Genomic DNA, 22,079 nt, shown 5'->3' with positions numbered 1-22,079 from the left:
CCGCCGCTAAATCCGAGGCTGGTTTTTGCGGTGACAACAAAAACAAGGGCGGCCGCAGTGTTAAACTTTTGAGTTATCAGGGTTTTACGCTAGGTTTAAGTAGGGACATTAATTTGGACTAACGGAACAGGAGCAAGAGAATGCTTATATTGACCCGTCGTGTGGGTGAGACGCTGATGATAGGTGACGAAGTCACAGTAACTGTTTTAGGCGTGAAAGGAAACCAGGTACGTATTGGTGTGAACGCACCCAAAGAAGTATCTGTGCACAGAGAAGAGATTTATATGCGTATACAGGCTGAGAAAAATGCGGATTTCTCTCCTCAGGATGATGATGATTCAGAGCGCGACTGATACGCAGTTATCGTAAAAGGGGCCGGTTTACCGGCCTTTTTTGTGAGCTACGTCCATGTAGCTCACCCGCTACGCGGGCCAGCTAAAGCTGTCCTAAAACGCTCCCGGCGTTTTAGTGTGCTCTACGTCCATGTAGTTGTCCCGCTTCTCGGGCCAGTCTTAGGCTGTCCTGAAATTTTCCCGGAATTTTAGTGTTTGAATACCATCCGGCGGCAGAATAATGTTAAAAATATGCCATTCGGGTAAATTTTGGCTGAATTGCTCGAATTGCCAACAACCGGTAGCGACAGAGCCAAAAAAGGTTTGACTCCGTGAGGGTGAGTCATTAAACTTCCGCCCCACATTCAGGACAGATAGCTGACTGGATAAGACTTTCCGGAGAGGTGGGTGAGTGGCTGAAACCAGTTCCCTGCTAAGGAACCATACCTATTACGGGTATCGAGGGTTCGAATCCCTCCCTCTCCGCCATTATTTTTCCGGGCAGATACAAGCAGCCGGTTAAGTAATACAACACAGTTTCAGGACGCATAGCTCAGCTGGGTGATTTGCCGGTGAGCGAAGCGAACGAGGGGTGACTTAACGTCACGCCGAGAGAAAAGAACGTGAGGCCTGGATGGCCGAGCTGGAACCAGGCTACAGGATGTAATTTAGCAAGTAGACACAATTTCAGGACGCATAGCTCAGCTGGATAGAGTACTCGGCTACGAACCGAGCGGTCGGAGGTTCGAATCCTCCTGCGTCCGCCATATAAACGAAAAAGCCCATGCGCAGTTTGCATGGGCTTTTTCGTTTATGCGCGGCCCAATGGGGTGAGAAGCTCCTAAGGTTCGACTAAAACGCCGGGAGCGTTTTAGAACGCGCGAAGCGCGGCCCGAAGGGCGTAGGGCAGGGATAGCCCGGAGTAATCCTCCTGCTGCAAATTCAGCTTCGAAGCCGACGGCCATGCGCAGTTTGCATGGGCTTTTTCGTTTATGCGCGGCCCAATGGGATGAGAACCTTCTCAGGTTCGACTGATTTGCCGGGAGCAAATCAGAACAGCCGAAGGCTGGCCCCGAAGGGGTGAAGGCGGAATCTTTAGGCGCCCAGCGCCGCCCGCCTGAACGCGAGGTCGTGGATGACCGAGCTGGGGGCCGATCATCAGGGATGTGTTTGCTCGATTGCCTGACTGGATTTGAAGTCATAGGTTCTGGCCCGGAGTAATCCTCCTCCTGCAACAAATTAAACATCTCAGCCCATGCGTAGTTTGCATGGGCTTTTTCGTTTATACGTGGCCCAATGGGATGAGAACCTCCTCGGGTTCGACTGATTTGCCGGGAGCAAATCAGAACAGCCGAAGGCTGGCTCCGAAGGGCCAAGGCGAAATCTTCAGGCGCAATAAGCCGCTCGCCTGAACGCGAGATCGTGAATGACCGGGCTGGGAGTTGATCATCAGGGAAGTGTATACTCCAATTCTTGATTGGGCCTAAGGCTAAAAGATATGGACCCGGAGTAATCCTTCCTTGTCAGATAAGACTTCAGTTACCCGACCAAATCATCAACTGATTTGTTATAACCCTTTACCAAATGTGGCATCCTGGGCCCCTTTCTTTTACCCTGTACGCCCTGCCAGTCAAGTGATGAACAAAAATGAATAACTGTAATCACAAAAACAAAAAGGCGTTATGGCGATGACGGATGCCAAAGGGTGGGACAGCTACTGGCAGTCTCAGCAAAACACTCAGGCTCTGGCTGTCCAGACGGGCTATACCGATCCCCTTGAACAGCATTGGCAGGCTTTTTTCAATCGCGCCCTTCGTCAGTACGCTTCCCCGGTGTTACTGGAGTTGGCCTGTGGTAATGGCGCAGTAATCAATACATTGCCTCATGCATTTACGGATTCTGTTAATGCGGTGGGCCTGGACATTTCCATTCATGGTATAGCCAATCTGCTCCGGCACCATCCACAAAGCTCCGGTGTGGTCGCCAGTGCTGATGCGCTGCCTTTTCAGCAACAACGTTTTGATCTGGTTGTCAGCCAGTTTGGTGCAGAATATGCCAGCAGTAATGCCTTGCTACAGGCACTGCCTCTGCTAAAAGAAAAAGGTTTGATGGCAGCGCTGGTGCATTTTCAGGGCAGTGATATTTATCAAGCCAGCGAACATGCGTGCGAGATTTCAGGGGAACTTGAGCAGCAGCAAATTCTATCTGAAGCGAAGAAAGCGTTACTGGCAGCCATCCGCTGTGCAGCCGGAGATATCCCCAGGGATGTATTCCGCGAGGTTGATATGGCCTTCGCGCCTGTGGTGAAGTCTCTGGAGAGTATTATCAGAACCTGCAGACACCAGGATCTGGGAAATAAACTTAAACGCCTGCATGGCGATATCGCCCGTATTTATCAGTTCCCGGACAGGTATCAGCAACAGGAAGTCGGGCAGTGGATGGACCGGGTGGCAGAAGATTTTGCCGCTTATTACAGCAGAATGACGGCTCTGGTTGATGCCGCCCTCAGTGAGGAACAGCTGACGGACCTGAAGCAGCTCATTTGCGCTTCAGGGTATGACATCCTGAGCTTTGGGCCGTTGGTGATTAATCAGTTTAGCTTTGGCTGGAGTCTTGTCTGTCAGCGCGCTGTGAAGGAATGATTGTCCCTGGCAGCGCGCATTGACACTGCCGGAATTATTGTGACCTTGCTTGTTTGCAGAGCACGCGTTTTATCCAGAAATCCAGACTAAGATAACGCCCGCCGCCCATAAACATTAGTGCCAGTAGCATCACAAAATAGGTGATGGCAAACTCGATACCGTTGTTCAGCACCACAAGTTTGCCACTGGCGGTGAGCCATTCGTAGTTGCCATGTTCTTGCAGGATACTGTTGGCGGCAGCCAGTTTATCGGCGGAATCCATAACACGTTCATTCAGCAAAAGCGTGCCGTCGGCCAGCCAGCTTGACGTATCGGCAATAGCAGGCCAGCCGTTTGGCCAGTGCACAGTAAAAGCCGCTACTAACATGGTTACCATTAAGGGGATCGTAACCAGTCGGGTCAGCAATCCCAGCAACAGTAATATTCCTCCTAATAACTCAGCGGCTATGGCCAGGCTTGCCATCAGCGCCGGAAAGGGTAACCCCAGCCCCCAGTCGGGGTTGCCAAACCAGGCAGCCGTATCAGCAAAGCTGCTGTATTTATTCCAGCCCGCCTGAATCATGACCGGCGCCAGATAGAGCCTTATTAACAGTGACGGAATACCATTAAAATGCTGAAGTTTTTCCAGTGTTCTGAAGTAGAGGTTAGCGAGTTTATCTGGCATGTTGAGATTCCTGTTTTGGGCCTGTTATTTGACACTGATTGATTTTGTTTCCCTAGCAGACAGGGTAAAGGTTAAATTTATTTCATTAACTCAGATTGGGCGTTTTATATACAGAGAGGATATTTAGATTGATGATAGCCACTATTATCGTGACTGATACCGGACAGAAATGTGGTGGTGTTTCGAACAATATTCGTCGCATTTGATTAAATATGCGTTTTTTATGAATAAAAAGTAATTTGTTATCTCGTTTCGGCAGCAGGCTTATATTGTTTTTTTCAGATCGCCATGTTACTTATCTGGTCTTTCAATCAATTGGGCGTGACAGATGACACCAGAGTTATATTCACAGTTACAGGATGCAGGTTTGCTGCTTGTGGTCGGTATGGTAGTGGTTTTTACCTTTCTTGGTCTGTTGATTGGCGCTGTGTCTCTGATCAGTCTGTTTTGCCGGAAGTTTCCGGGGGCTGCCCCATCAGGAACCGGAGCGCGTTTTCCTGTCGCCCGCAAAGGGCCTTCACCGGCACTCGCAGCAGCTATTACCACTGCCGTTCATCAGTATCGTAAACAACCTTAATTCGGAGATCCCATGTCCAATCCACTTGCTATTACAGATGTTGTACTCAGGGACGGTCATCAGTCTCTGCTGGCCACGCGTATGCGCCTTGACGATATGCTGCCGATTGCAGAAAAGCTTGATGCTATTGGCTACTGGTCTCTGGAAACCTGGGGCGGGGCAACCTTTGATGCCTGTATACGCTACTTAGGTGAAGATCCCTGGGACAGAATCCGTCAACTGAAAAAGGCTATGCCCAATACCAAACAGCAGATGCTGCTGAGAGGGCAGAATTTGCTGGGTTATCGCCATTACGCCGACGATGTGGTGCGCAAGTTTGTTGAGCGGGCACACACTAATGGTGTGGATGTGTTTCGCATTTTCGATGCCATGAACGATGTACGTAATTTGCAAACTGCAGTCAAGTCTGCGGTGGAAGTGGGTGCCCATGCGCAGGGTACGCTGTCGTACACCGTCAGCCCCGTACATACTATGGATATGTGGATCAATATGGCCCGCCAGATTGAGGATATGGGGGTGCACTCCATCTGTATTAAGGATATGGCCGGTCTGCTTAAACCCTACACCTGCGAAGAACTGATTACTAAGCTTAAAGAAGCCGTAGCAGTGCCGATCACTATGCAATGCCATGCCACTACGGGTTTAAGCACAGCCACTTATCAAAAAGCCATTGATGCCGGTATTGATATGCTGGATACCTCAATCTCCTCTATGAGCATGACCTATGGCCATTCGGCTACCGAAACTATCGTCGCTATGGTGGAAGACACTGAAAGGGATACCGGGCTGGATCTGATCAAGCTCGAAGAGATCGCCGCTTATTTTCGCGAAGTGCGGAAAAAGTATGCCAAATTTGAAGGCAGCCTGAAGGGAGTGGATTCACGTATTCTTATTGCGCAGGTACCCGGCGGTATGCTGACGAATATGGAAAATCAGCTGCGAGAACAGGGCGCTGAAGACAAAATGGACGAAGTGTTAAAGGAAATTCCCTCAGTACGGGAAGATCTTGGTTTTATTCCGCTGGTGACACCTACCTCCCAGATTGTCGGTAGTCAGTCAGTACTAAATGTGCTTACCGGTGAGCGCTATAAGAGCATTACCAAAGAGACCGCCGCGGTGCTTAAAGGCGAATACGGTGCGACAGCCGCACCGGTAAACAAAGAGCTACAAACCAGAGTCCTCGAAGGTGGTGAGCCAATCACCTGTCGTCCGGCGGATTTAATCGATGATGAAATGGACAAGCTCAGCAAAGAGCTTAAGGATGTGGCGAAAGAGGAAGATATTGAGCTTGCCAAAGACACAGTTGATGATGTGCTCACTTATGCTTTATTCCCGCAAATAGGCCTCAAGTTTCTGCAGAACAGAGGTAACCCTGATGCCTTTGAGCCGGCTCCCGATGGCAGTACTCAGACCAGCACGCCGACATCTTCCGGTAGCGCAAAAAAAGGCCCGGCTACATACTCGGTGCGGGTTGACGGTAAGGTCTTCAGCGTTGAAGTGGCAGAAAGCGGCGAGCTGACGGATATTTCCGAGGCGCCTCAGGCCGACAAGCAGCAACCGCAGAAAACCAGCGTTGATGGTACCGAAACCCTCAATGCGCCACTGGCCGGCAATATCTTTAAGCTGTTGGCCAAACCCGGCGAGCAAGTCAGTAAGGGGGATGTGGTGCTGATCATGGAAGCCATGAAGATGGAAACCGAAGTGCGTGCAGCCCATGATGGTGTGGTGGCAGAAGTGTTGGTCGGTGAAGGGGACGCGGTGCAATCCGGTCAGCCCCTGATGACATTGGGGTAACTGAGACCATGGAGAAGTTGCAGATACTCTGGCAGTCCACAGCATTAGCAAATTTTGAGGTCGGCCAACTGGCCATGATGCTGGTGGGAATGTTACTGCTGTACCTGGCTATCGTCAGAAAATTTGAACCCCTGTTGTTATTACCCATAGGCTTTGGTGCGTTGCTGGCCAATATTCCTCTGGCCGGTTTCAATGAGCCGGGCGGCATGCTTTATTACATCTATGCGGTGGGGATCGATACTGGTGTCTTTCCGTTACTGATCTTTATGGGTGTGGGGGCAATGACAGATTTTGGCGCCCTGATTGCTAATCCGCGCATGTTATTGCTCGGTGCTGCGGCTCAGTTTGGTATTTTTGCTACCCTGTTTGGGGCGATTCTGCTCAATGCCGTACCCGGTTTTGCCTTCACTCTCAAAGAAGCGTCAGCGATTGCTATTATAGGTGGCGCTGACGGGCCTACTGCCATTTTCCTTGCATCAAAGCTGGCACCGGAGTTATTGGGTGCAGTCGCGGTGGCTGCCTATTCCTATATGGCTTTGGTACCGATCATTCAGCCTCCTATTATGAAGGCTCTGACCACCAAGGCCGAGCGGGAAATCTGCATGGAGCAACTGCGTACCGTGTCTAAAAAGGAAAAGGTATTGTTCCCTCTGGCGGTGCTGCTGCTAACTATTATGGTACTGCCCACTGCTACGCCGCTGGTGGGTATGTTCTGTCTGGGTAATCTGATGCGCGAATGTGGCGTGGTGGACAGACTGAGTAAAACGGCGCAAAACGAGTTGATCAATATTGTCACCATCTTTTTGGGGCTGGCAGTGGGCTCCAAACTTTCGGCAGATAAATTCCTGACTTTGGAAACCCTCGGCATTCTGCTGCTCGGGGCGGTGGCTTTTGCTATTGGTACGGCCACGGGGGTACTGATGGCCAAGCTGATGAATCGTCTGAGTGGTGGCAAGGTCAACCCGCTGATTGGCGCAGCCGGTGTATCTGCGGTGCCGATGGCAGCACGTGTGGTGAATAAGGTGGGACTGGAAGCTAACCCCCACAACTTCCTGCTGATGCACGCGATGGGCCCTAATGTGGCCGGTGTGCTGGGCTCAGCAGTAGCTGCCGGTATTCTGTTGGCACTGGTGGGATAACTGCAGTACGGCAAAAAGTCACCAAGCGATACTGACAAAGCCAGCCCGCTCAGCGGACTGGCTTTTTTTTGGTTTTTGTAACCAGGCAAGCAACTGGCTGTGCGCCAATCTGATGTTTTCGGGGCTCAGGTGTGTGCTGCTATCAGCCTGTGATTGCAAGGCTGCAGCTTGTTGAATATCGACTCGTATCTGGACAGGATTCGCCAGTCAGATTATGGTAACCATGACGGCAATGTCCGTCGACAAACAGGAAAACATCATTACAACAAGGAATTACAATATGACCAACAAGTGGCTTTGGATAGCGTTACTCAGTCTCGGCCTGTCAGGCTGTCAGAATCCGCCATCGGACAGTTCGGTATCAGCAGAACAGCAACAGGCATCGTCCAGTCCCGACACCCTTTCACTCGATTATGAAAAATATCAGCTCGATAATGGCCTCACTGTGATACTGCATCAGGATAAGTCTGATCCCCTGGTGGCGGTGTCTACGCTGGTGCATGTCGGTTCGAGTCGGGAAAAGCCCGGGCGCACCGGATTTGCCCACTTTTTTGAACATATGGCTTTCAATGACTCGGAAAATGTACCACAGGGTGCGAATCGTAAGATGATTGAAGAGCTCGGCGGCTCCCGTAACGGCGGTACCTGGTCAGACGCGACCATCTATTACGAAGTGGTGCCTAAGGATGCCTTTGAGAAAGTCATGTGGATAGATTCGGATCGTCTGGGGTATATGATTAACACGGTGACTCAAGGTGCCCTTGAGCGCGAAAAACAAGTGGTTAAAAACGAAAAGCGGCAACGGGTTGATAACCGTCCCTATGGTCATACCGACCACGTTATCCGCAAAAACCTGTACCCAGAAGGTCATCCCTACAGCTGGACAGTGATCGGTGAACTGGATGATTTGCAGGCTGCCACGTTAAGCGATGTGAAGGAGTTCTATCAGCGTTTTTACGGCCCGGCTAACGCCACATTGGTAATTGCCGGAGATATTGATATCGAACAAACTAAAGTCATGGTTGAAGCCTGGTTCGGTGAAATCAAAGCCTCCGAGCCGGTACCTGATATGCAACCCATGCCAGTAGAGCTGGAACGCAGCAGGAGTCTGTATCATCTGGATAAGTTTGCCCGGGTGCCAGAGTTGCGCATGACTCTGCCCACGGTGGAAGATTACCACCCGGACAGCTACGCCTTAGAAATTCTTGGCGAGATACTGAGCTTTGGTAAGCGGGCCCCGCTATACAAGGCCATTGTGGAAGAGGGCAAACTCGCACCCGGTGTATCTTCTTCTCAGGACAGCAGTGAGCTGGCCGGTACCTTCACTATCCGCGTGCGCGCCAATGCCGGTCAGGATCTGGATGCTGTTGAGCAAACAATCCATAAGGCTTTGCAACAGTTTGAGCAGCAAGGGTTCAGCGACAATGATCTGAAGCGTATTAAGGCGCGTCAGGAAACCAGCTTTTACCGCGGCATTGCCAGCAACCTGAACAAAGCGTTTCAGTTAGGCGTTTACGAAGAGTTTGCCGGTGATCCAGGCTTTGTGACCGAAGATATTAGCCGTCTCAAGGCCGTCACCCGCGAAGATGTGATGCGGGTATACCAGCAGTATATTAAAGATAAGCCATATATTCTGACCAGCTTCGTACCACATAATGAACCGGATTTAATTGTCGATGGTGCAATTGCCGCGCACGTAAAAGAAGAGGCTATCGTTGAGGGCGCTGAGCAGGAATTTGACGCAGATAGTATTGCAGATTACAAAAAGACACCGACCCTGCATGACCGTTCCGAGCCGCCTCTCGGCGAGCCGCCGGTGGTCACCATGCCGGAGATAAGCCGAAGTAACATTGATAACGGTATGACGCTCTACCATCTGCCCCACAATGAACTGCCAATTGTTGAGTTTATTCTGCGGATTGAAAGTGGTGCCATATTGGAGGCACAGGACAAACTGGGGCAAGTGAACTTGCTGGGCGAACTGATGAATGAGGGCACGGCGAACAAAACCCCCGAACAACTGGAAGATGCCATTGGTCTTCTGGGCGCCTCAATCTCCGTCAATGGCGGTTTTGAGTCGGTGATGATCAGTGGTACCACGCTGGCGAGAAATTTCGAAGCAACAATGGATCTGGTCACCGAAATGCTGCTTGAGCCCCGTTTCGACGAAACCGAGTTTGAGCGACTCAAAGCCAGACGTCTTAATCTGATCCAGCAGAGCAAGGCCAACCCGTCCAGAGTGGCCAGCACTGCGTTTTATCGACAGCTTTACGGCACCGAGCACCGAGTTGGCATGCCAACGGCCGGCACAATGGAAACCATTAGCGAGCTGACCCTGGATGATATGAAAACGTTCTATCAGCAAAAGCTCAGCCCGCAGAATGCCTCTCTGCATGTGGTAGGTGATATCAGTGAAGCACAAATTCGTGGTGCGATTAAACCATTGACAAAGCGCTGGCAGGGTGAGCCAGTGGCAATCCCAGCTCTACCAGATGTGGAACCGATTGAGCAGGCTAAGGTATTTTTTATTGATATCCCAGGGGCCAAGCAGTCTGTAATTATGGCGGGTAAACCCGCAATGGAAGGTCGGCACCCGGATTACTACCCCTTCTATGTTGCACAGAACCGTCTGGGCGGAGGCTCAAGCGCGCGTTTATTTCAGACGCTGCGTATTGAAAAGGGCTATACCTATGGGGCTTACAGCGGCATATCCAGGCGAAATTATGTCGCTCCCTTTGTGGTGCAGTCTCAGGTGCGTGCTAACGTAACGCTGGAATCACTGCAGCTGTTTCGTGAGCTGATTGGTCAGTATGATGAAACGTATACCCAGCAGGATCTGGACAATACTAAAAACCTGTTGCTGAAGCGCAACGCCTTGCGCTTTGAAACCACCGGCGATTTGGTTCAGATGATGTTCGATATCGATCGTCTGGATCTGCCACTGAATTTCCTGGAACAGGACCAGAAGGTGCTACAGGAAATGCCTCTTGAGCAGGCGCGTGCCACGTTTAAGAAGTACGGTGAAGAGCAGCAGATGCACTATATTGTGGTCGGCGACGCTGAAACGCAACTGCCGGGAGTAAGAGAGTTCAGCAAAAGTGAGCCGATCTTACTGGATCGTGATGGTAAATTGCTTCAAACATTGTAAACATGGGGCCCAATATCATGCCAGTCAGTTCAACTGACTGGCATTTTTTAGCATGACTGATTTACTAGCGAACAAAAGAGAGGGCAAAGATACTGTGTTCTTCGAACTGGAGCATCCGGAGTAAAAGTAAGCCCGTCTTGCCTCCCGGATTGGCCAGATAAGGGGTACTGGCTGTTATGTTCCAGACAGGTATAGGTTTACAGGTGAGTAAGCCATAACATCAGCGTATAAAAGGCACCGATCACGGCCGAAAACATCAGAATATAGATAAATCCCTGCTTGCCCTGCGCGAGGCTATAGCCCTGATGACGCAGGTACAGATACCAGAGCAGGCAAAGAACGGCGGGGATGAGAAACAATAGTCTTAGCAAAGCGATTCCTTTGTTTTAGAAGCTGGTAACCCTTTGATTCTATTTTATTCATTGGAGTATTGCCATTGTCATCTGTTTGTCTTGGATTTGCCATGCGCTTGTCATAGGGAGTTTATTTAATAGCCTAATGATTAAGCGTCAGGCCAATTAACTATGTCCGCTCACAGACATCCTGATTCAGAAACCTTTCTTTCTCTTGAATACAGTCAGAACCTGATGCGTCGTGCTTCAGTGACCCCCGAAGATAAAGGGTGTCAGTTGTGGCTGGCTGAAAAGCTCAGCGCCATGGGCTTTGAATGTGAGTTTATTCACCAGCATGGCGTCAGCAATCTTATCGCCAGTTTTGGCCAGGGTATTAAAACAATGGCCTTTGCCGGACATACTGATGTGGTACCACCGGGGCCGCCGGAGAAATGGCACAGCCACCCCTTTGCTGCCAATATTGTCGGCGATCGGCTTATTGGTCGTGGTGCCGCGGATATGAAAACCGGTATCGGTGCCATGTTAGCTGCCACCGAGCGTTTTCTGGTACAAACTCCGCAGCCAGGCTACAGATTAATGTGGCTGATCACCAGCGATGAAGAAGGGGAAGCAGAATTCGGCTCCAGGCTGATCAAAGCTTGGCTGGATGAGCGGCAGACCAAGCTGGATTATTGTGTGGTGGGTGAGCCCACCGCAAGACAATTTACCGGCGATACCATTAAAACCGGCCGCCGCGGTGCTGTATCCGCGCGACTCAGGGTATTCGGCAGGCAGGGTCATGTGGCGTACCCCCAGTTTGCCGATAACGCCATTCATAAAATGAATCGGGTACTCAGCGCCCTCAATGATATCGAGTGGGATCAGGGCAGCGATGATTTTCCCGGTACCGGCCTGCAGGTGACGCATATTGACTCGGGTAATTTTACCGATAATATTGTACCGGCGCAGTGTGATATTTGCTTTAATCTGCGCTATAGCCACAGGTTTACACAGTCTGAACTGGAAGCCCTGATTACACAGGCGGTGGCGATGCAAACCGATGACTTCGAGCTGGAATGGGAGCGCCCCTGTGCCCCCTATTTAACTCATCCACAAAAATCCGACAGTCTGATCGGCTATGCAGAACAGGCTATCCATAAACACACCGGTGCCTTTCCTGTGCTTTCAACCTCAGGGGGCACCTCAGATGGTCGTTTCTTTGCCGGTGCAGACACTCAGGTGATTGAGCTGGGCGTACCCAACGCCAGTATCCATCAGGTCAACGAGTGGGTGCGACTCAAAGATTTGCGTTTACTGGAAGATATCTACACCAGCCTGCTCAGTACTATTCAGGATGCCTGTTGCTGAGGTATATAGCGCTGACGTTTCTTGTCCTTAAGGCGGGTCAGATCCACCAGTACCAGACCGTCCACACAATCATTGAAATCAGGATCGACACCGAAGCTGAGAAACTGCACGCCATCGGGCTCACAGATCTCTGTATATTGCTTGTACAGGGTCGGGACCGCTGCGCCCATATTGGCCAACAGGTGTTTCAGTTTACTGAAGTCGCTTTTGTAATCATCGCCAACAAACAGGTTCTGTAAATCTGCGGGCAGGGAGTAGGGCCGGTTAGATACGGCAATGCCCTGTTCGCCGGCGAAGTAGAGTTGATAAAACTGCACCAGCAGATCTTTGGCAGGGCCCGGCAGGGCACCACTGATACTGACTGAGCCAAACAGGTAGCGATAATGTGGGTGGCGGCTTAAAAAGGCACCGATGCCATACCAGAGATAATCAAGGCTGCGCTTACCCCAGTACTTAGGCTGCACAAAACTGCGCCCCAGTTCCAGGCCCTGTTCAAAGTAGTGATCCATTTGCTTGCCATAGTCAAACAGGCTGGCGGAATAAAGCCCGGGGCCCTGGCTGTCGGAGCTGAGCTTGCGGGCATCGCCAAAGCGGTAGGCGCCGACGATCTCCAGATCTTCTTTATCCCATAAAATAAGGTGGTAGTAGTGGCTGTCATACTGATCGATATCCCGGCGCTTGTTACTGCCTTCGCCAACGGCGCGAAACGCCACTTCACGCAATCTGCCGATTTCGCGCAGCACGGCACTGCTGCCACGGTGCTGATACAGATAAATTTGTTTGCCGTCGCCGGTCTCGCCGAGTAATTCGCAGTCTTTTCTTATGGCTTTACTCAGCTCACGACGATCCTCTGGCAGGGCGATGGCCTTCTGGGTAACGAATATGCCATCGCGGCCCTGTCCGATACGATAGAGATGTTTTCTGAACAGTTTGACCTTCTGACTGGGCGTAATATGTTGCCCCTGATAGGCATCAAAAGGAATCATCTCTCCGATACGCATGGGCAGGTGTTTCTTTCGTTGCTTGAACATTTCTGCCACCAGCAACAGGGTTGCCATGGGCTTGTACAGCATGGATACGCCATAAAATAAGGGCGAGTTCTTACCGTCAATAAAAATAGGTAGTATTGGCGCTTTTGCGGCTTTGGCGATCCGTAAAAAGCCGCGCTGCCAGCGTGTATCTCTGACGCCCTGAGGGCGCAGTCTGGAAACTTCACCGGCAGGAAACATAATCAGTACCCCTTCGCCGGCCAGATGCTGCTGTATTTTGCTAAGTTGTCCTCTGGCTGTGCCGCCCTGCATATTATTGACGGGGATCAGCATATTGTGCAGCGGCTCAACGGCCATCAGCATCTCGTTGGCGATCACTTTTACATCGCTGCGGATTTCACTGACCATTTTTATCAGTGCCAGTCCGTCCAGTGTGCCAATGGGGTGGTTGGCAATGATCACCAGTTTGCCCTGAGTGGGAATCCGCTCTTTCTCGCTGTCTCTGACTGAATAGCTGAAATCAAAATATTCCAGCACCTGTTCGATAAACTCCAGTCCCTGCAGGTGAGGGTAGTCGCGGGAAAAATCCTGGAACTCTCTTTCGTGTAATAACCGGCGCAGAACAAAGCGAGCGGAGCCGAAAATAAGGGGGTTTTGAGTCAGCTTGGGGTAATGCTTTTGCAGCACGTCATCAACAGTAAACATGGCACTCTTGGACTCGTGGTATTTGTGGTCAGTCTAGAGCGCAAAAATGACGATTTGATGAGGCTTTTATGGCGAAATTATGTCAGTCCGGTGAATCAGGCTGCCTTCTGGCTCTTTGCTGGTTTGCTCAGATGATGAACCTGTCCTCGCTGAGCGGTCCAGTAAACCAGTTGTAAACAGCCATGGCGGTCTTCGGTCAGAGCGGAGCAGTTTTCTATCCAGTCGCCGGTGTTGCAATATAATATCTCTTGCTGTTGCAGGATCTCCGGATGATGAATATGTCCGCACACTATGCCATCCATGCCCATTTCGCGGGCCACCCGACAGCCGATATCCCGGTAGCGGGCGATGGCCTCGTTGGCACCTTTAATCCGGCTCTTGATATAGCCAGCCAGAGACCAGTACGGATAGCCCATGGCGGTGCGCAGCCTGTTGTACCAGCGGTTGGTAAACAACAACAGGTCGTAGGCTTTATCGCCTATCCAGGCATGCATAGGGCCAAAGCAGACCTCCTGATCAAACTGATCGCCGTGCATCAGCAGCAGTTTTCGTCCATCGGCTGTGGTATGCACATACTGGCGATGGATCTCAATATCACCGAAAGCCATACCGTCATATTTCTGAATCGGCTCATCATGATTGCCCGGCAGATAAATAACGCGGGTTCCCTCGCGCGACAGGCTTAAAAGCCGGTGAAACAGCTGGTTATGCGCTTTGGGCCACATAAACTGGCGGCTCATGGCCCACATATCCACAATATCACCCACCAGATACAAGGTATCGACCCGACAATGATCGAGGAAATCGAGCAGGTATTCTGCTTTACAGTCTTTATAACCGAGGTGAATATCTGACAGCCAGAGGGTACGGTAGTGCGCTGAGTGAGTCATGGGCTTTCCACTATCGGACTTTTAACCCAAGGCTAACGGGACCCTCTTACACTTTAGTGACGTATATTTGAAGTTGTGATGACAGCGTCGGCCTATTGGCATTCAGAGCATATGTGACAGGGCGGCAATCGGTCCCTGACGCTCAATAATACGGTACTGCTGGCAGGCATTCATGGATGGCATATCATGACAGACAAACAGATAGCCGGTATCTTCATCAATTTTGACAAAGCTAGCCCTGGCATCAAGCAGCTTGCCAGTTTCTCCCAGCCCGCGCCAGTAGACACCTTTAGAGACCACATTGGCCCGCTCATAGGTGACCAGCTCTGGCATAGGCACTAAGACAGCGATAACCAGCAACGCGATCATTGTGAGCAAAAGTATGACTTTTGAGACGGGGACATTCACGGTAGACCTTGGTTGTAGCCGGGCAGATACGGAGTCATATAGTAGCAAAGGCGCTTGTTATCTGTCTTGTGCGGGACTGTGTAGAATTGTAAACGAACGTGACATCGGAGAAAGTGTTCCCGGCATTTCCGGTATACCGTCCTTTTGAATCAGGCATTCTGCCTTAGGGACGATACGCGCATAAAAAAAGCGCCTTAAGGCGCTTTTTGTACTGAAACCCTGTATATCAGGCCAAGGCTTTGATCTTAGCAGCAAGACGGCTCTTATGACGAGCAGCCTTGTTTTTGTGGATCAAGCCTTTGGTTGCCATACGGTCCAGCAGCGGCACAGCAGCAGCATAAGCACTCTGTGCAGTAGTCTTGTCACCGGCGGCGATAGCAGCCAGTACTTTTTTCAGACTGCTGCGCGTCATTGAACGACGGCTGGCATTGTGCTGGCGGCGCTTTTCGGCCTGGATGGCACGTTTCTTAGCAGACTTGATGTTAGCCAAGGTGAAACTCCCAAAAGAATTTAGTCAAAAATTAAGGGCCCGGATTATTCCTTTTATGTTGCTGGTTGTCAAATGCTTTTGTTGGAATATTACCCACAAAAGAGGCAGATAATAGGGTTTCTAAAACCCCTGCAGATAGCTCATAATACCGCCTGTTATAAATTCAGGGGCGGGTTGTGTCACTTAAGTTGTTGAAATCAGGCGTTATCGTCAGCAGCATGACCTTATTATCAAGGGTGCTGGGATTGATCAGGGATATGGTGGTGGCCAATCTGATGGGCGCCGGTGCCGCCGCCGATGTGTTTTTTTTCGCCAATAAAATCCCCAACTTTCTGCGTCGCTTGTTTGCAGAAGGCGCTTTTGCTCAGGCCTTTGTGCCGGTACTCAGTGAAGTGCAGAGACAGGATGATGAGCAACAGCTTAAACTCTTTATCGCCAGAGTCGCAGGAACCCTGGGTACCTTCGTTTTAATTGTTACATTACTGGGTGTCATCGGTTCGCCAGTGCTGGCGGCATTATTCGGGACCGGCTGGTTTCTTGCCTATGTGGCTGACGAACCGGCGGGGGCTAAGTTTGAACTGGCTTCACTGATGCTGAAAATTACCTTTCCCTATCTTTTCTTTATTACTCTGACCGGCCTCAGTGGTGCCATTCTCAATACTCTGAATCGTTTTGCTGTGGCGGCCTTTACGCCGGTACTGCTTAACGTCTGTATTATCAGTGCCGCCATCTGGCTTTCGCCGCAGCTCGACGAGCCTGCGATAGGACTGGCCTGGGGTGTGTTTTTCGGCGGCATAGTACAGCTGTTGTTCCAGTGGCCTTTTTTACGTCGCACCGGGCTTTTGGTCAGACCCCGATGGGGGTGGCGGGATGAAAAGGTCAGTAAAGTCAGGCGGCTGATGATCCCGGCGTTGTTTGGAGTGTCGGTGAGTCAGATTAATCTGATGCTGGACACCCTGATTGCCAGTTTTCTGGTGACCGGTTCGATCAGCTGGCTGTATTACTCGGATCGTTTACTGGAGTTTCCGCTGGGTTTGTTTGGTATTGCTATTGCCACCGTTATTTTACCGACCTTGTCGCGCAATCATGCCAGCGCTGATGGTCACCAGTTTCGTGCCAATATGGACTGGGCCATGCGGATGGTCTGTATTCTGGGGATCCCGGCCTCAGCGGGGTTGATCGTGCTGGCGGAGCCCTTACTGACTGTGTTGTTTGTACGCGGTGAATTCGCTGCTGAAGATGCCCGGATGGCCTCTTACAGCCTGATGGCATACGGCGCCGGGCTGCTGAGCTTTATGCTGGTGAAGGTGTTTGCTCCTGGCTTTTTCTCCCGTCAGGACACCAAAACACCGGTGCGTTATGGCATCTGGGCAATGGCGGCGAATATGCTGTTTAATATTATCCTGGCCATCCCTTTTGGTTATGTGGGACTGGCGATGGCGACCGCGTTGTCTGCTAGCCTGAACGCTTTTCTGCTATATCAGAAATTACACCGGCTACAGGTTTACCAGGTGGATGCCGACAGCCTGTGGTTTATCGCCCGGATCATTGGTGCCACAGCCGCAATGGTTGGGGTGCTGTTTTATCTGATGCCGGAACATACCCAGTGGGCTGGCTGGACCGTGACAGAACAGGTTCTTCAGTTGAGCTGGCTGATTGGTGCCGGTGCCGGATGCCTGGTGTTGACAGCCCTGATCGTGGGGATCAGACCTAAGGATCTGAACCGTCAGCCATTGTCTGGCTGATTCTGCCAGTACGGTGTAACCAGTAAAATGGTTACAGGGTTTAATTCGCCCCCCAGTCAGTTATAATCCCGTGATTTTTGTTTAACCGGTTTGATCAATAAAGGGGCAGTGGGTGGAGCTGATTCGTGGGCTGTATAATATCCGCGACAGACACAAAGGTTGTGTGCTGACCATAGGCAAGTTTGATGGTGTTCATCTGGGTCACCAGGCGGTGATCCGTAACCTGATTGAACAGGCCAGAAGAATGCAGCTACCGGCCACGGTGATGGTGTTCGAACCGCAACCTGAAGAGCTGTTTACACCTGACACGGCACCGGCCCGTATCAGCAGGTTAAGAGATAAATATACCCAGCTAAAGCGTCTGGGAGTGGACAGGTTGCTGTGTATCCGTTTCGACCGGCGTTTTTCCCAGTACAGTGCCGAATTTTTCGTGCAACAGTTATTGGTGAAAAAGCTGGGTGTGAAATTTCTGGTGGTGGGCGATGACTTTCGTTTTGGCAAGGGCCGCATGGGCGATTTTTCCATGCTTGAACGGGAAGGACAACGCTGGGGTTTTGACGTAGTCAGTACCCGCAGTTTTCGTCTGCAGGATTGCCGCATCAGTTCCACTGCCGTACGCGAAGCCCTTGCAGAAGGTGACTTTGAACGGGCAAAGGCCATGCTGGGTCGTCCTTTCAGTCTGGTGGGCAAAGTGGTACATGGCGACAAGAACGGCCGTACAATAGGATTCCCAACGGCGAATGTATTGTTAAACCGGTGCCGTGCCCCAGTGGCGGGTGTATTTGCGGTAAAGGCCAGCGTCTGTGGTAAAACCTTTAACGGTGTCTGCAATATCGGCACCAGACCGACCTTAAATGGCCAGCGTTCACAACTGGAAGTGCATTTGTTTGACTTCAGTGGCTCCTTGTATGGTAAGACTCTGGAGGTGGAGCTGGTGGCCAAGCTTCGTGATGAGATTAAGTTTGCCTCGCTGGAGGAGCTACAGAAACAGATCCAACAGGATGCAAAGCAGGCCAGGATGTTACTTTCGGCGTGATGGGCGATGATGCCGTTCGTCAGTGTTAGACGAACAGAATACTAATTGACAGACAGTGGAACAGAGGATCGATGAGCGATTACAAACATACATTGAATTTGCCGGAAACTGAATTTCCCATGCGCGGCAATCTTGCTCAGCGTGAGCCACAGATGCTAAAGGCCTGGACCGAAGATGGCCTGTACTACAAAATCCGGCAGGCCAAGGCTGGCAACAAGCCTTTTATCCTGCATGATGGTCCTCCCTATGCCAATGGGAATATCCATATTGGCCATGCGGTAAATAAAATCCTCAAAGACATTATTGTTAAGTCCAAAACACTGGCTGATTTTGACGCCCCTTATGTGCCCGGCTGGGATTGCCATGGTCTGCCAATCGAACTGCAGGTGGAGAAAAAGGTCGGCAAACCGGGCAAAAAGGTCACTGAAGCGGAGTTCCGCCAGCATTGTCGCGACTATGCCGAAAAGCAGATCGCCGGGCAGAAAACCGATTTTATCCGTCTTGGCGTGCTTGGTGAGTGGGATAAACCCTATAAGACCATGGATTTCCAGTCCGAAGCGGACATTATCCGGGCTCTGGGGCAGATCATCGATGCCGGCCATCTGGAGAAAGGCTTTAAACCGGTGCACTGGTGCACAGATTGTGGCTCGGCGCTGGCGGAAGCGGAAGTGGAGTATAAGGATAAAGTCTCGCCTTCCATTGATGTAGGTTATCCTGCTGTTGATGAAACCGCACTGATTGAGGCCTTTAAGCATCCGGAAAATCATGTGGGTGAAGGGCCTGTTTCTGTGGTGATGTGGACCACCACACCCTGGACGCTGCCCGCCAGCCAGGCTATCTGCGTGCATCCCTCTTTAGAGTACTGCCTGGTTCAGGCCGATACCGACAGTGGTAAAAAGCGTCTGGTTGTGGCGGCTGAGCTGATGGATCGCTGTATGGACAGGTTTGGTATCAGCCGGTATCACGCCCTTGGCTATTGCAAAGGTATAGAGCTTGAAAACCTGCGTCTGCATCATCCTTTCTATGATTATGATGTGCCGGTGATCATGGGCGATCATGTGACTACCGAATCCGGAACCGGTTGTGTGCATACTGCGCCTGGTCATGGTGTGGATGACTTTATCGTCGGCAAAAAATATGGCCTGGAGGTGGTTAATCCTGTGGGTGCCAACGGGGTGTATCTGCCAGACACGCCGGTGTTTGCCGGTGAGCATGTGTTTAAAGCCAATGATCATGTTATTGAGGTGCTCAAAGAAAAGGGCAATCTGTTGCATCACCATGCCTATGAGCACAGTTATCCTCATTGCTGGCGCCATAAAACGCCAATTATCTTCCGCGCCACGCCACAATGGTTTATCGGCATGGATAAAAATGGTCTGCGTCGTGACTCACTTAAGGAAATTGCCAACACCCAGTGGATCCCGGACTGGGGCCAAAGCCGTATAGAAGGCATGGTTGAAGGCCGCCCTGACTGGTGTATTTCACGCCAGCGCACCTGGGGTGTACCTATTGCGTTGTTTGTGCACAAAGACAGTGGTGAATTGCATCCAGACAGCCACAACCTACTGGAAAAAGTGGCGCAGCAGGTTGAAAAACAGGGTATTCAGGCCTGGTGGGATCTGGATGCCAAGGATCTGCTGGGTGAGGACGCCAACGAATACGTTAAGGTTAAAGATACCCTGGATGTCTGGTTTGACTCCGGTGTAACCCATTATTTTGTGGTGGATCGTCGCGATGATATTCCGGCTTCTGCAGATCTGTATCTGGAAGGTTCAGATCAGCATCGTGGCTGGTTTATGTCATCGCTGATGACCTCTGTGGCTGCCAAAGGCCATGCGCCTTATAAACAGGTGCTGACCCATGGTTTTACCGTGGATGCCAAGGGCAAGAAAATGTCCAAATCTCTGGGCAATGTGGTTTCGCCACAGGATGTCATGAATAAACTCGGTGCCGATATTCTGCGCCTTTGGGTGGCATCCACCGATTATCGTGGTGAAATGACCGTTTCTGATGAGATCCTTAAACGGGCCGCCGATGCCTATCGTCGCATCCGTAATACCTGTCGTTTCCTGCTTTCTAACCTCAGTGGTTTTGAGCCCGATAAAGACCAGGTGCCAGCTGCTGAAATGGTGGCACTGGATCGCTGGATCGTGGGTCGGGCCAAATTGCTGCAGGAAGAACTGACCGATGCCTATGATAAGTATGATTTTCTGGTGGTGACCCAGAAGCTGATGAACTTCTGCTCCATAGAGCTGGGCAGTTTCTATCTGGATATTATCAAGGACAGACAGTATACGGCCAAGGCTGACAGTGTTGCCCGTCGTTCCTGTCAGACTGCGCTTTACCATATTGCCGAAGTGCTGGTGCGTCTGATGGCGCCGATCATGAGCTTTACCGCACAGGAAATCTGGCAGGCCATGCCCGGCAAACGACAGCAGTATGTATTTACTGACACATGGTACAGCGGCCTGAACAAGCTGGCCGTAGAAGATGAACTGGGTAATGCCTACTGGCAACAGCTGATAGAGGTCAAGGATGCGGTGAATAAGGCCCTGGAACAGGCCCGCAGAGATGGTCTTATCGGTGGTTCTCTGGAAGCCGAAGTGACACTTTATGCCTCAGCACAACTGGCTTCGGATCTGGCCAAACTGTCGGATGAGCTGCGTTTTGTGCTGATTACGTCATCAGTACAGGTGATTGATGAGAAGGAGCGTCCTGAGGGCCTGACTGCATCAGAACTGCCTGGCCTGTGGGTCAGTGTGGCGAAATCTGCAGGTAGCAAATGTGTGCGCTGCTGGCACCATCGCGAAGATGTGGGCAGCCATGAGCAGCACCCAGAGTTGTGTGGCCGCTGTATTGACAATGTTGAAGGTCAGGGCGAGCAACGTCACTATGCTTAAGTTGTTTAAAACGACCGGGCTGCGTTGGTTGTGGCTGGCAGGCCTGGTACTGATTCTCGATCAACTGACAAAAGTATGGGTGCTCAATGGCATGGATTTGTATCAGTCCATCTCTGTATTGCCTTTTTTCAATCTTACTCATGTGCATAACTATGGGGCTGCCTTTAGTTTCTTAAGTGACGCCGGAGGCTGGCAGCGCTGGTTCTTTACAGCTATTGCTCTTACCGTCAGCATTGTCATTCTGGTGTGGCTTAAGCAGACTAAAAAAGAGCAGGTGCTGCTGCCCTGTGCATTCAGCCTGATTCTTGGCGGGGCGCTGGGAAATCTTTATGATCGTCTGGTCTATGGCTATGTGGTGGATTTTCTGGATTTCTACGTTGGAAACTGGCACTGGCCGGCCTTTAATCTGGCCGACAGCGCGATATTCATCGGCGCTGCGATGCTGATCATTGATGCCTTTTATAATAATGGGGTAAAAGCCGATGGCTAAAGTAATAGGAGCCGACAGTGAGGTGGTGCTGCATTTTGACCTCAAGCTCGAAGATGGCTCAGCCGCAGACAGCACCAGAGTGAATAATAAACCGGCTAAGCTTAAAATCGGTGACGGCAGTCTGACGGAAAACTTTGAAGCCTGCCTGCTTGGCATGCATGAAGGCGAAAAGAAGGCTTTTACGCTGGCGCCTGAGGATGCTTTTGGGATGCCAAACCCCGATAATATCCACCATATGGATCGCAGCCGTTTTACCGCCGATGCGCCGCCGAAGGAAGGCATGATTATCGCCTTTTCACAGCCTGGTGGTGCAGAAATTCCCGGGATTGTTCGTGCGGTGGCCGGTGATTCGGTTACAGTGGATTTTAATCACCCCCTGGCTGGCCACAGGGTGGTATTCGATGTTGAAATCGTACAGATAAACTAAAAG

General features: G+C 51.0%; 18 protein-coding genes and 2 tRNA genes. 14 read left to right on the top strand and 6 right to left on the bottom strand.

Annotated features, from left to right (window positions below; all coding sequences use genetic code 11):
• The first annotated feature begins 140 nt into the window (after positions 1-140).
• The 4 genes from csrA to AT746_RS13610 all read left to right on the top strand — a co-directional run bounded on the left by csrA (position 141) and on the right by AT746_RS13610 (position 2,974).
• Positions 141-353, top strand: coding sequence for a carbon storage regulator CsrA (gene csrA, locus AT746_RS13625; protein WP_062481187.1), 213 nt, complete (start codon positions 141-143; stop codon positions 351-353).
• A 377-nt stretch (positions 354-730) separates the two neighbouring features.
• Positions 731-821: transfer RNA gene (locus AT746_RS13620), tRNA-Ser, on the top strand.
• Between the two features lie 201 nt (positions 822-1,022).
• Positions 1,023-1,099 (top strand) — tRNA-Arg (locus AT746_RS13615).
• 921 nt (positions 1,100-2,020) lie between these two features.
• Complete coding sequence (locus AT746_RS13610) at positions 2,021-2,974, top strand: class I SAM-dependent methyltransferase (protein WP_062481185.1); 954 nt, start codon at positions 2,021-2,023, stop codon at positions 2,972-2,974.
• Between the two features lie 34 nt (positions 2,975-3,008).
• Here the strand turns inward: AT746_RS13610 and AT746_RS13605 are convergent, their stop codons facing one another.
• Entirely contained in the window at positions 3,009-3,638 is a 630-nt protein-coding gene (locus tag AT746_RS13605; RefSeq protein ID WP_062481183.1) for a DoxX family protein, read from the bottom strand.
• A gap of 328 nt (positions 3,639-3,966) precedes the next feature.
• Between AT746_RS13605 and AT746_RS13600 the strand changes: the two genes are divergently transcribed.
• From AT746_RS13600 to AT746_RS13585, 4 genes are all read left to right on the top strand, one after another.
• Positions 3,967-4,215 (top strand): OadG family protein, encoded by a 249-nt coding sequence (locus AT746_RS13600; RefSeq protein ID WP_062481181.1) that lies wholly within the window; start codon positions 3,967-3,969, stop codon positions 4,213-4,215.
• A 12-nt stretch (positions 4,216-4,227) separates the two neighbouring features.
• On the top strand, positions 4,228-6,009 hold the full coding sequence (gene oadA, locus AT746_RS13595; RefSeq protein ID WP_062481179.1) for a sodium-extruding oxaloacetate decarboxylase subunit alpha: 1,782 nt from the start codon (positions 4,228-4,230) through the stop codon (positions 6,007-6,009).
• Between the two features lie 8 nt (positions 6,010-6,017).
• Positions 6,018-7,148 (top strand): sodium ion-translocating decarboxylase subunit beta, encoded by a 1,131-nt coding sequence (locus AT746_RS13590; protein WP_062481177.1) that lies wholly within the window; start codon positions 6,018-6,020, stop codon positions 7,146-7,148.
• A gap of 280 nt (positions 7,149-7,428) precedes the next feature.
• Positions 7,429-10,296 (top strand): M16 family metallopeptidase, encoded by a 2,868-nt coding sequence (locus AT746_RS13585; protein WP_062481175.1) that lies wholly within the window; start codon positions 7,429-7,431, stop codon positions 10,294-10,296.
• Positions 10,297-10,493: 197 nt separating this feature from the next.
• Here the strand turns inward: AT746_RS13585 and AT746_RS19925 are convergent, their stop codons facing one another.
• Positions 10,494-10,667 carry a hypothetical protein gene (locus AT746_RS19925; protein ID WP_197414261.1) on the bottom strand — a complete coding sequence of 58 codons (174 nt, stop codon included), beginning with the start codon at positions 10,665-10,667 and terminating at the stop codon, positions 10,494-10,496.
• Between the two features lie 153 nt (positions 10,668-10,820).
• Here AT746_RS19925 and dapE point away from each other — a divergent pair, with 153 nt between their 5' ends.
• The gene (gene dapE, locus AT746_RS13580) at positions 10,821-11,996 is read left to right on the top strand and encodes a succinyl-diaminopimelate desuccinylase (RefSeq protein WP_062481173.1); all 1,176 of its coding nucleotides are present in this window, start codon (positions 10,821-10,823) and stop codon (positions 11,994-11,996) included.
• On the opposite strand, the gene AT746_RS13575 is transcribed toward dapE, so the two are convergent.
• The 4 genes from AT746_RS13575 to rpsT form a co-directional block, all read right to left on the bottom strand.
• Entirely contained in the window at positions 11,978-13,690 is a 1,713-nt protein-coding gene (locus AT746_RS13575; RefSeq protein WP_062481172.1) for a GNAT family N-acyltransferase, read from the bottom strand. The genes dapE and AT746_RS13575 overlap by 19 nt on opposite strands.
• A 95-nt stretch (positions 13,691-13,785) precedes the next feature.
• Complete coding sequence (locus AT746_RS13570) at positions 13,786-14,580, bottom strand: UDP-2,3-diacylglucosamine diphosphatase (protein WP_062481170.1); 795 nt, start codon at positions 14,578-14,580, stop codon at positions 13,786-13,788.
• Positions 14,581-14,682: 102 nt separating this feature from the next.
• Positions 14,683-14,958: a hypothetical protein gene (locus tag AT746_RS13565; protein WP_156413701.1), complete on the bottom strand. Its 276-nt coding sequence runs from the start codon at positions 14,956-14,958 to the stop codon at positions 14,683-14,685.
• A gap of 256 nt (positions 14,959-15,214) precedes the next feature.
• Entirely contained in the window at positions 15,215-15,478 is a 264-nt protein-coding gene (rpsT, locus tag AT746_RS13560; protein ID WP_062481166.1) for a 30S ribosomal protein S20, read from the bottom strand.
• Between the two features lie 176 nt (positions 15,479-15,654).
• On the opposite strand from rpsT, the gene murJ reads away from it, so the two are divergent.
• The 5 genes from murJ (at position 15,655) to fkpB (ending at position 22,076) form a co-directional block, all read left to right on the top strand.
• Positions 15,655-17,223, top strand: a complete 1,569-nt coding sequence (gene murJ / locus AT746_RS13555) for a murein biosynthesis integral membrane protein MurJ (protein WP_062481164.1) — start codon at positions 15,655-15,657, stop codon at positions 17,221-17,223.
• A gap of 112 nt (positions 17,224-17,335) precedes the next feature.
• Positions 17,336-18,259, top strand: coding sequence for a bifunctional riboflavin kinase/FAD synthetase (gene ribF / locus AT746_RS13550; protein ID WP_062481162.1), 924 nt, complete (start codon positions 17,336-17,338; stop codon positions 18,257-18,259).
• A gap of 71 nt (positions 18,260-18,330) precedes the next feature.
• Positions 18,331-21,159 carry an isoleucine--tRNA ligase gene (gene ileS / locus AT746_RS13545; protein WP_062481160.1) on the top strand — a complete coding sequence of 943 codons (2,829 nt, stop codon included), beginning with the start codon at positions 18,331-18,333 and terminating at the stop codon, positions 21,157-21,159.
• Positions 21,152-21,649, top strand: coding sequence for a signal peptidase II (gene lspA, locus AT746_RS13540; RefSeq protein WP_062481158.1), 498 nt, complete (start codon positions 21,152-21,154; stop codon positions 21,647-21,649). The genes ileS and lspA overlap by 8 nt, the downstream gene beginning before the upstream one ends.
• Positions 21,642-22,076: an FKBP-type peptidyl-prolyl cis-trans isomerase gene (fkpB, locus tag AT746_RS13535; protein ID WP_062481156.1), complete on the top strand. Its 435-nt coding sequence runs from the start codon at positions 21,642-21,644 to the stop codon at positions 22,074-22,076. The genes lspA and fkpB overlap by 8 nt, the downstream gene beginning before the upstream one ends.
• Positions 22,077-22,079 lie beyond the last annotated feature (3 nt).

Origin of the sequence: Lacimicrobium alkaliphilum, from assembly GCF_001466725.1 — a bacterium.
GTDB lineage: Bacteria > Pseudomonadota > Gammaproteobacteria > Enterobacterales > Alteromonadaceae > Lacimicrobium > Lacimicrobium alkaliphilum_B.
This window is presented reverse-complemented; position numbering and strand designations above follow the sequence as displayed.

Excerpts from the sequence above, each read along its gene's own strand:
- csrA (WP_062481187.1), top strand. The coding sequence starts at position 141 with ATGCTTATATTGACCCGTCGTGTGGGTGAGACGCTGATGATAGGTGAC.
- AT746_RS13610 (WP_062481185.1), top strand. The coding sequence starts at position 2,021 with ATGACGGATGCCAAAGGGTGGGACAGCTACTGGCAGTCTCAGCAAAAC.
- AT746_RS13605 (WP_062481183.1), bottom strand. The coding sequence starts at position 3,638 with ATGCCAGATAAACTCGCTAACCTCTACTTCAGAACACTGGAAAAACTT.
- AT746_RS13600 (WP_062481181.1), top strand. The coding sequence starts at position 3,967 with ATGACACCAGAGTTATATTCACAGTTACAGGATGCAGGTTTGCTGCTT.
- oadA (WP_062481179.1), top strand. The coding sequence starts at position 4,228 with ATGTCCAATCCACTTGCTATTACAGATGTTGTACTCAGGGACGGTCAT.
- AT746_RS13590 (WP_062481177.1), top strand. The coding sequence starts at position 6,018 with ATGGAGAAGTTGCAGATACTCTGGCAGTCCACAGCATTAGCAAATTTT.
- AT746_RS13585 (WP_062481175.1), top strand. The coding sequence starts at position 7,429 with ATGACCAACAAGTGGCTTTGGATAGCGTTACTCAGTCTCGGCCTGTCA.
- dapE (WP_062481173.1), top strand. The coding sequence starts at position 10,821 with ATGTCCGCTCACAGACATCCTGATTCAGAAACCTTTCTTTCTCTTGAA.
- AT746_RS13575 (WP_062481172.1), bottom strand. The coding sequence starts at position 13,690 with ATGTTTACTGTTGATGACGTGCTGCAAAAGCATTACCCCAAGCTGACT.
- AT746_RS13570 (WP_062481170.1), bottom strand. The coding sequence starts at position 14,580 with ATGACTCACTCAGCGCACTACCGTACCCTCTGGCTGTCAGATATTCAC.
- ileS (WP_062481160.1), top strand. The coding sequence starts at position 18,331 with ATGAGCGATTACAAACATACATTGAATTTGCCGGAAACTGAATTTCCC.
- lspA (WP_062481158.1), top strand. The coding sequence starts at position 21,152 with ATGCTTAAGTTGTTTAAAACGACCGGGCTGCGTTGGTTGTGGCTGGCA.
- fkpB (WP_062481156.1), top strand. The coding sequence starts at position 21,642 with ATGGCTAAAGTAATAGGAGCCGACAGTGAGGTGGTGCTGCATTTTGAC.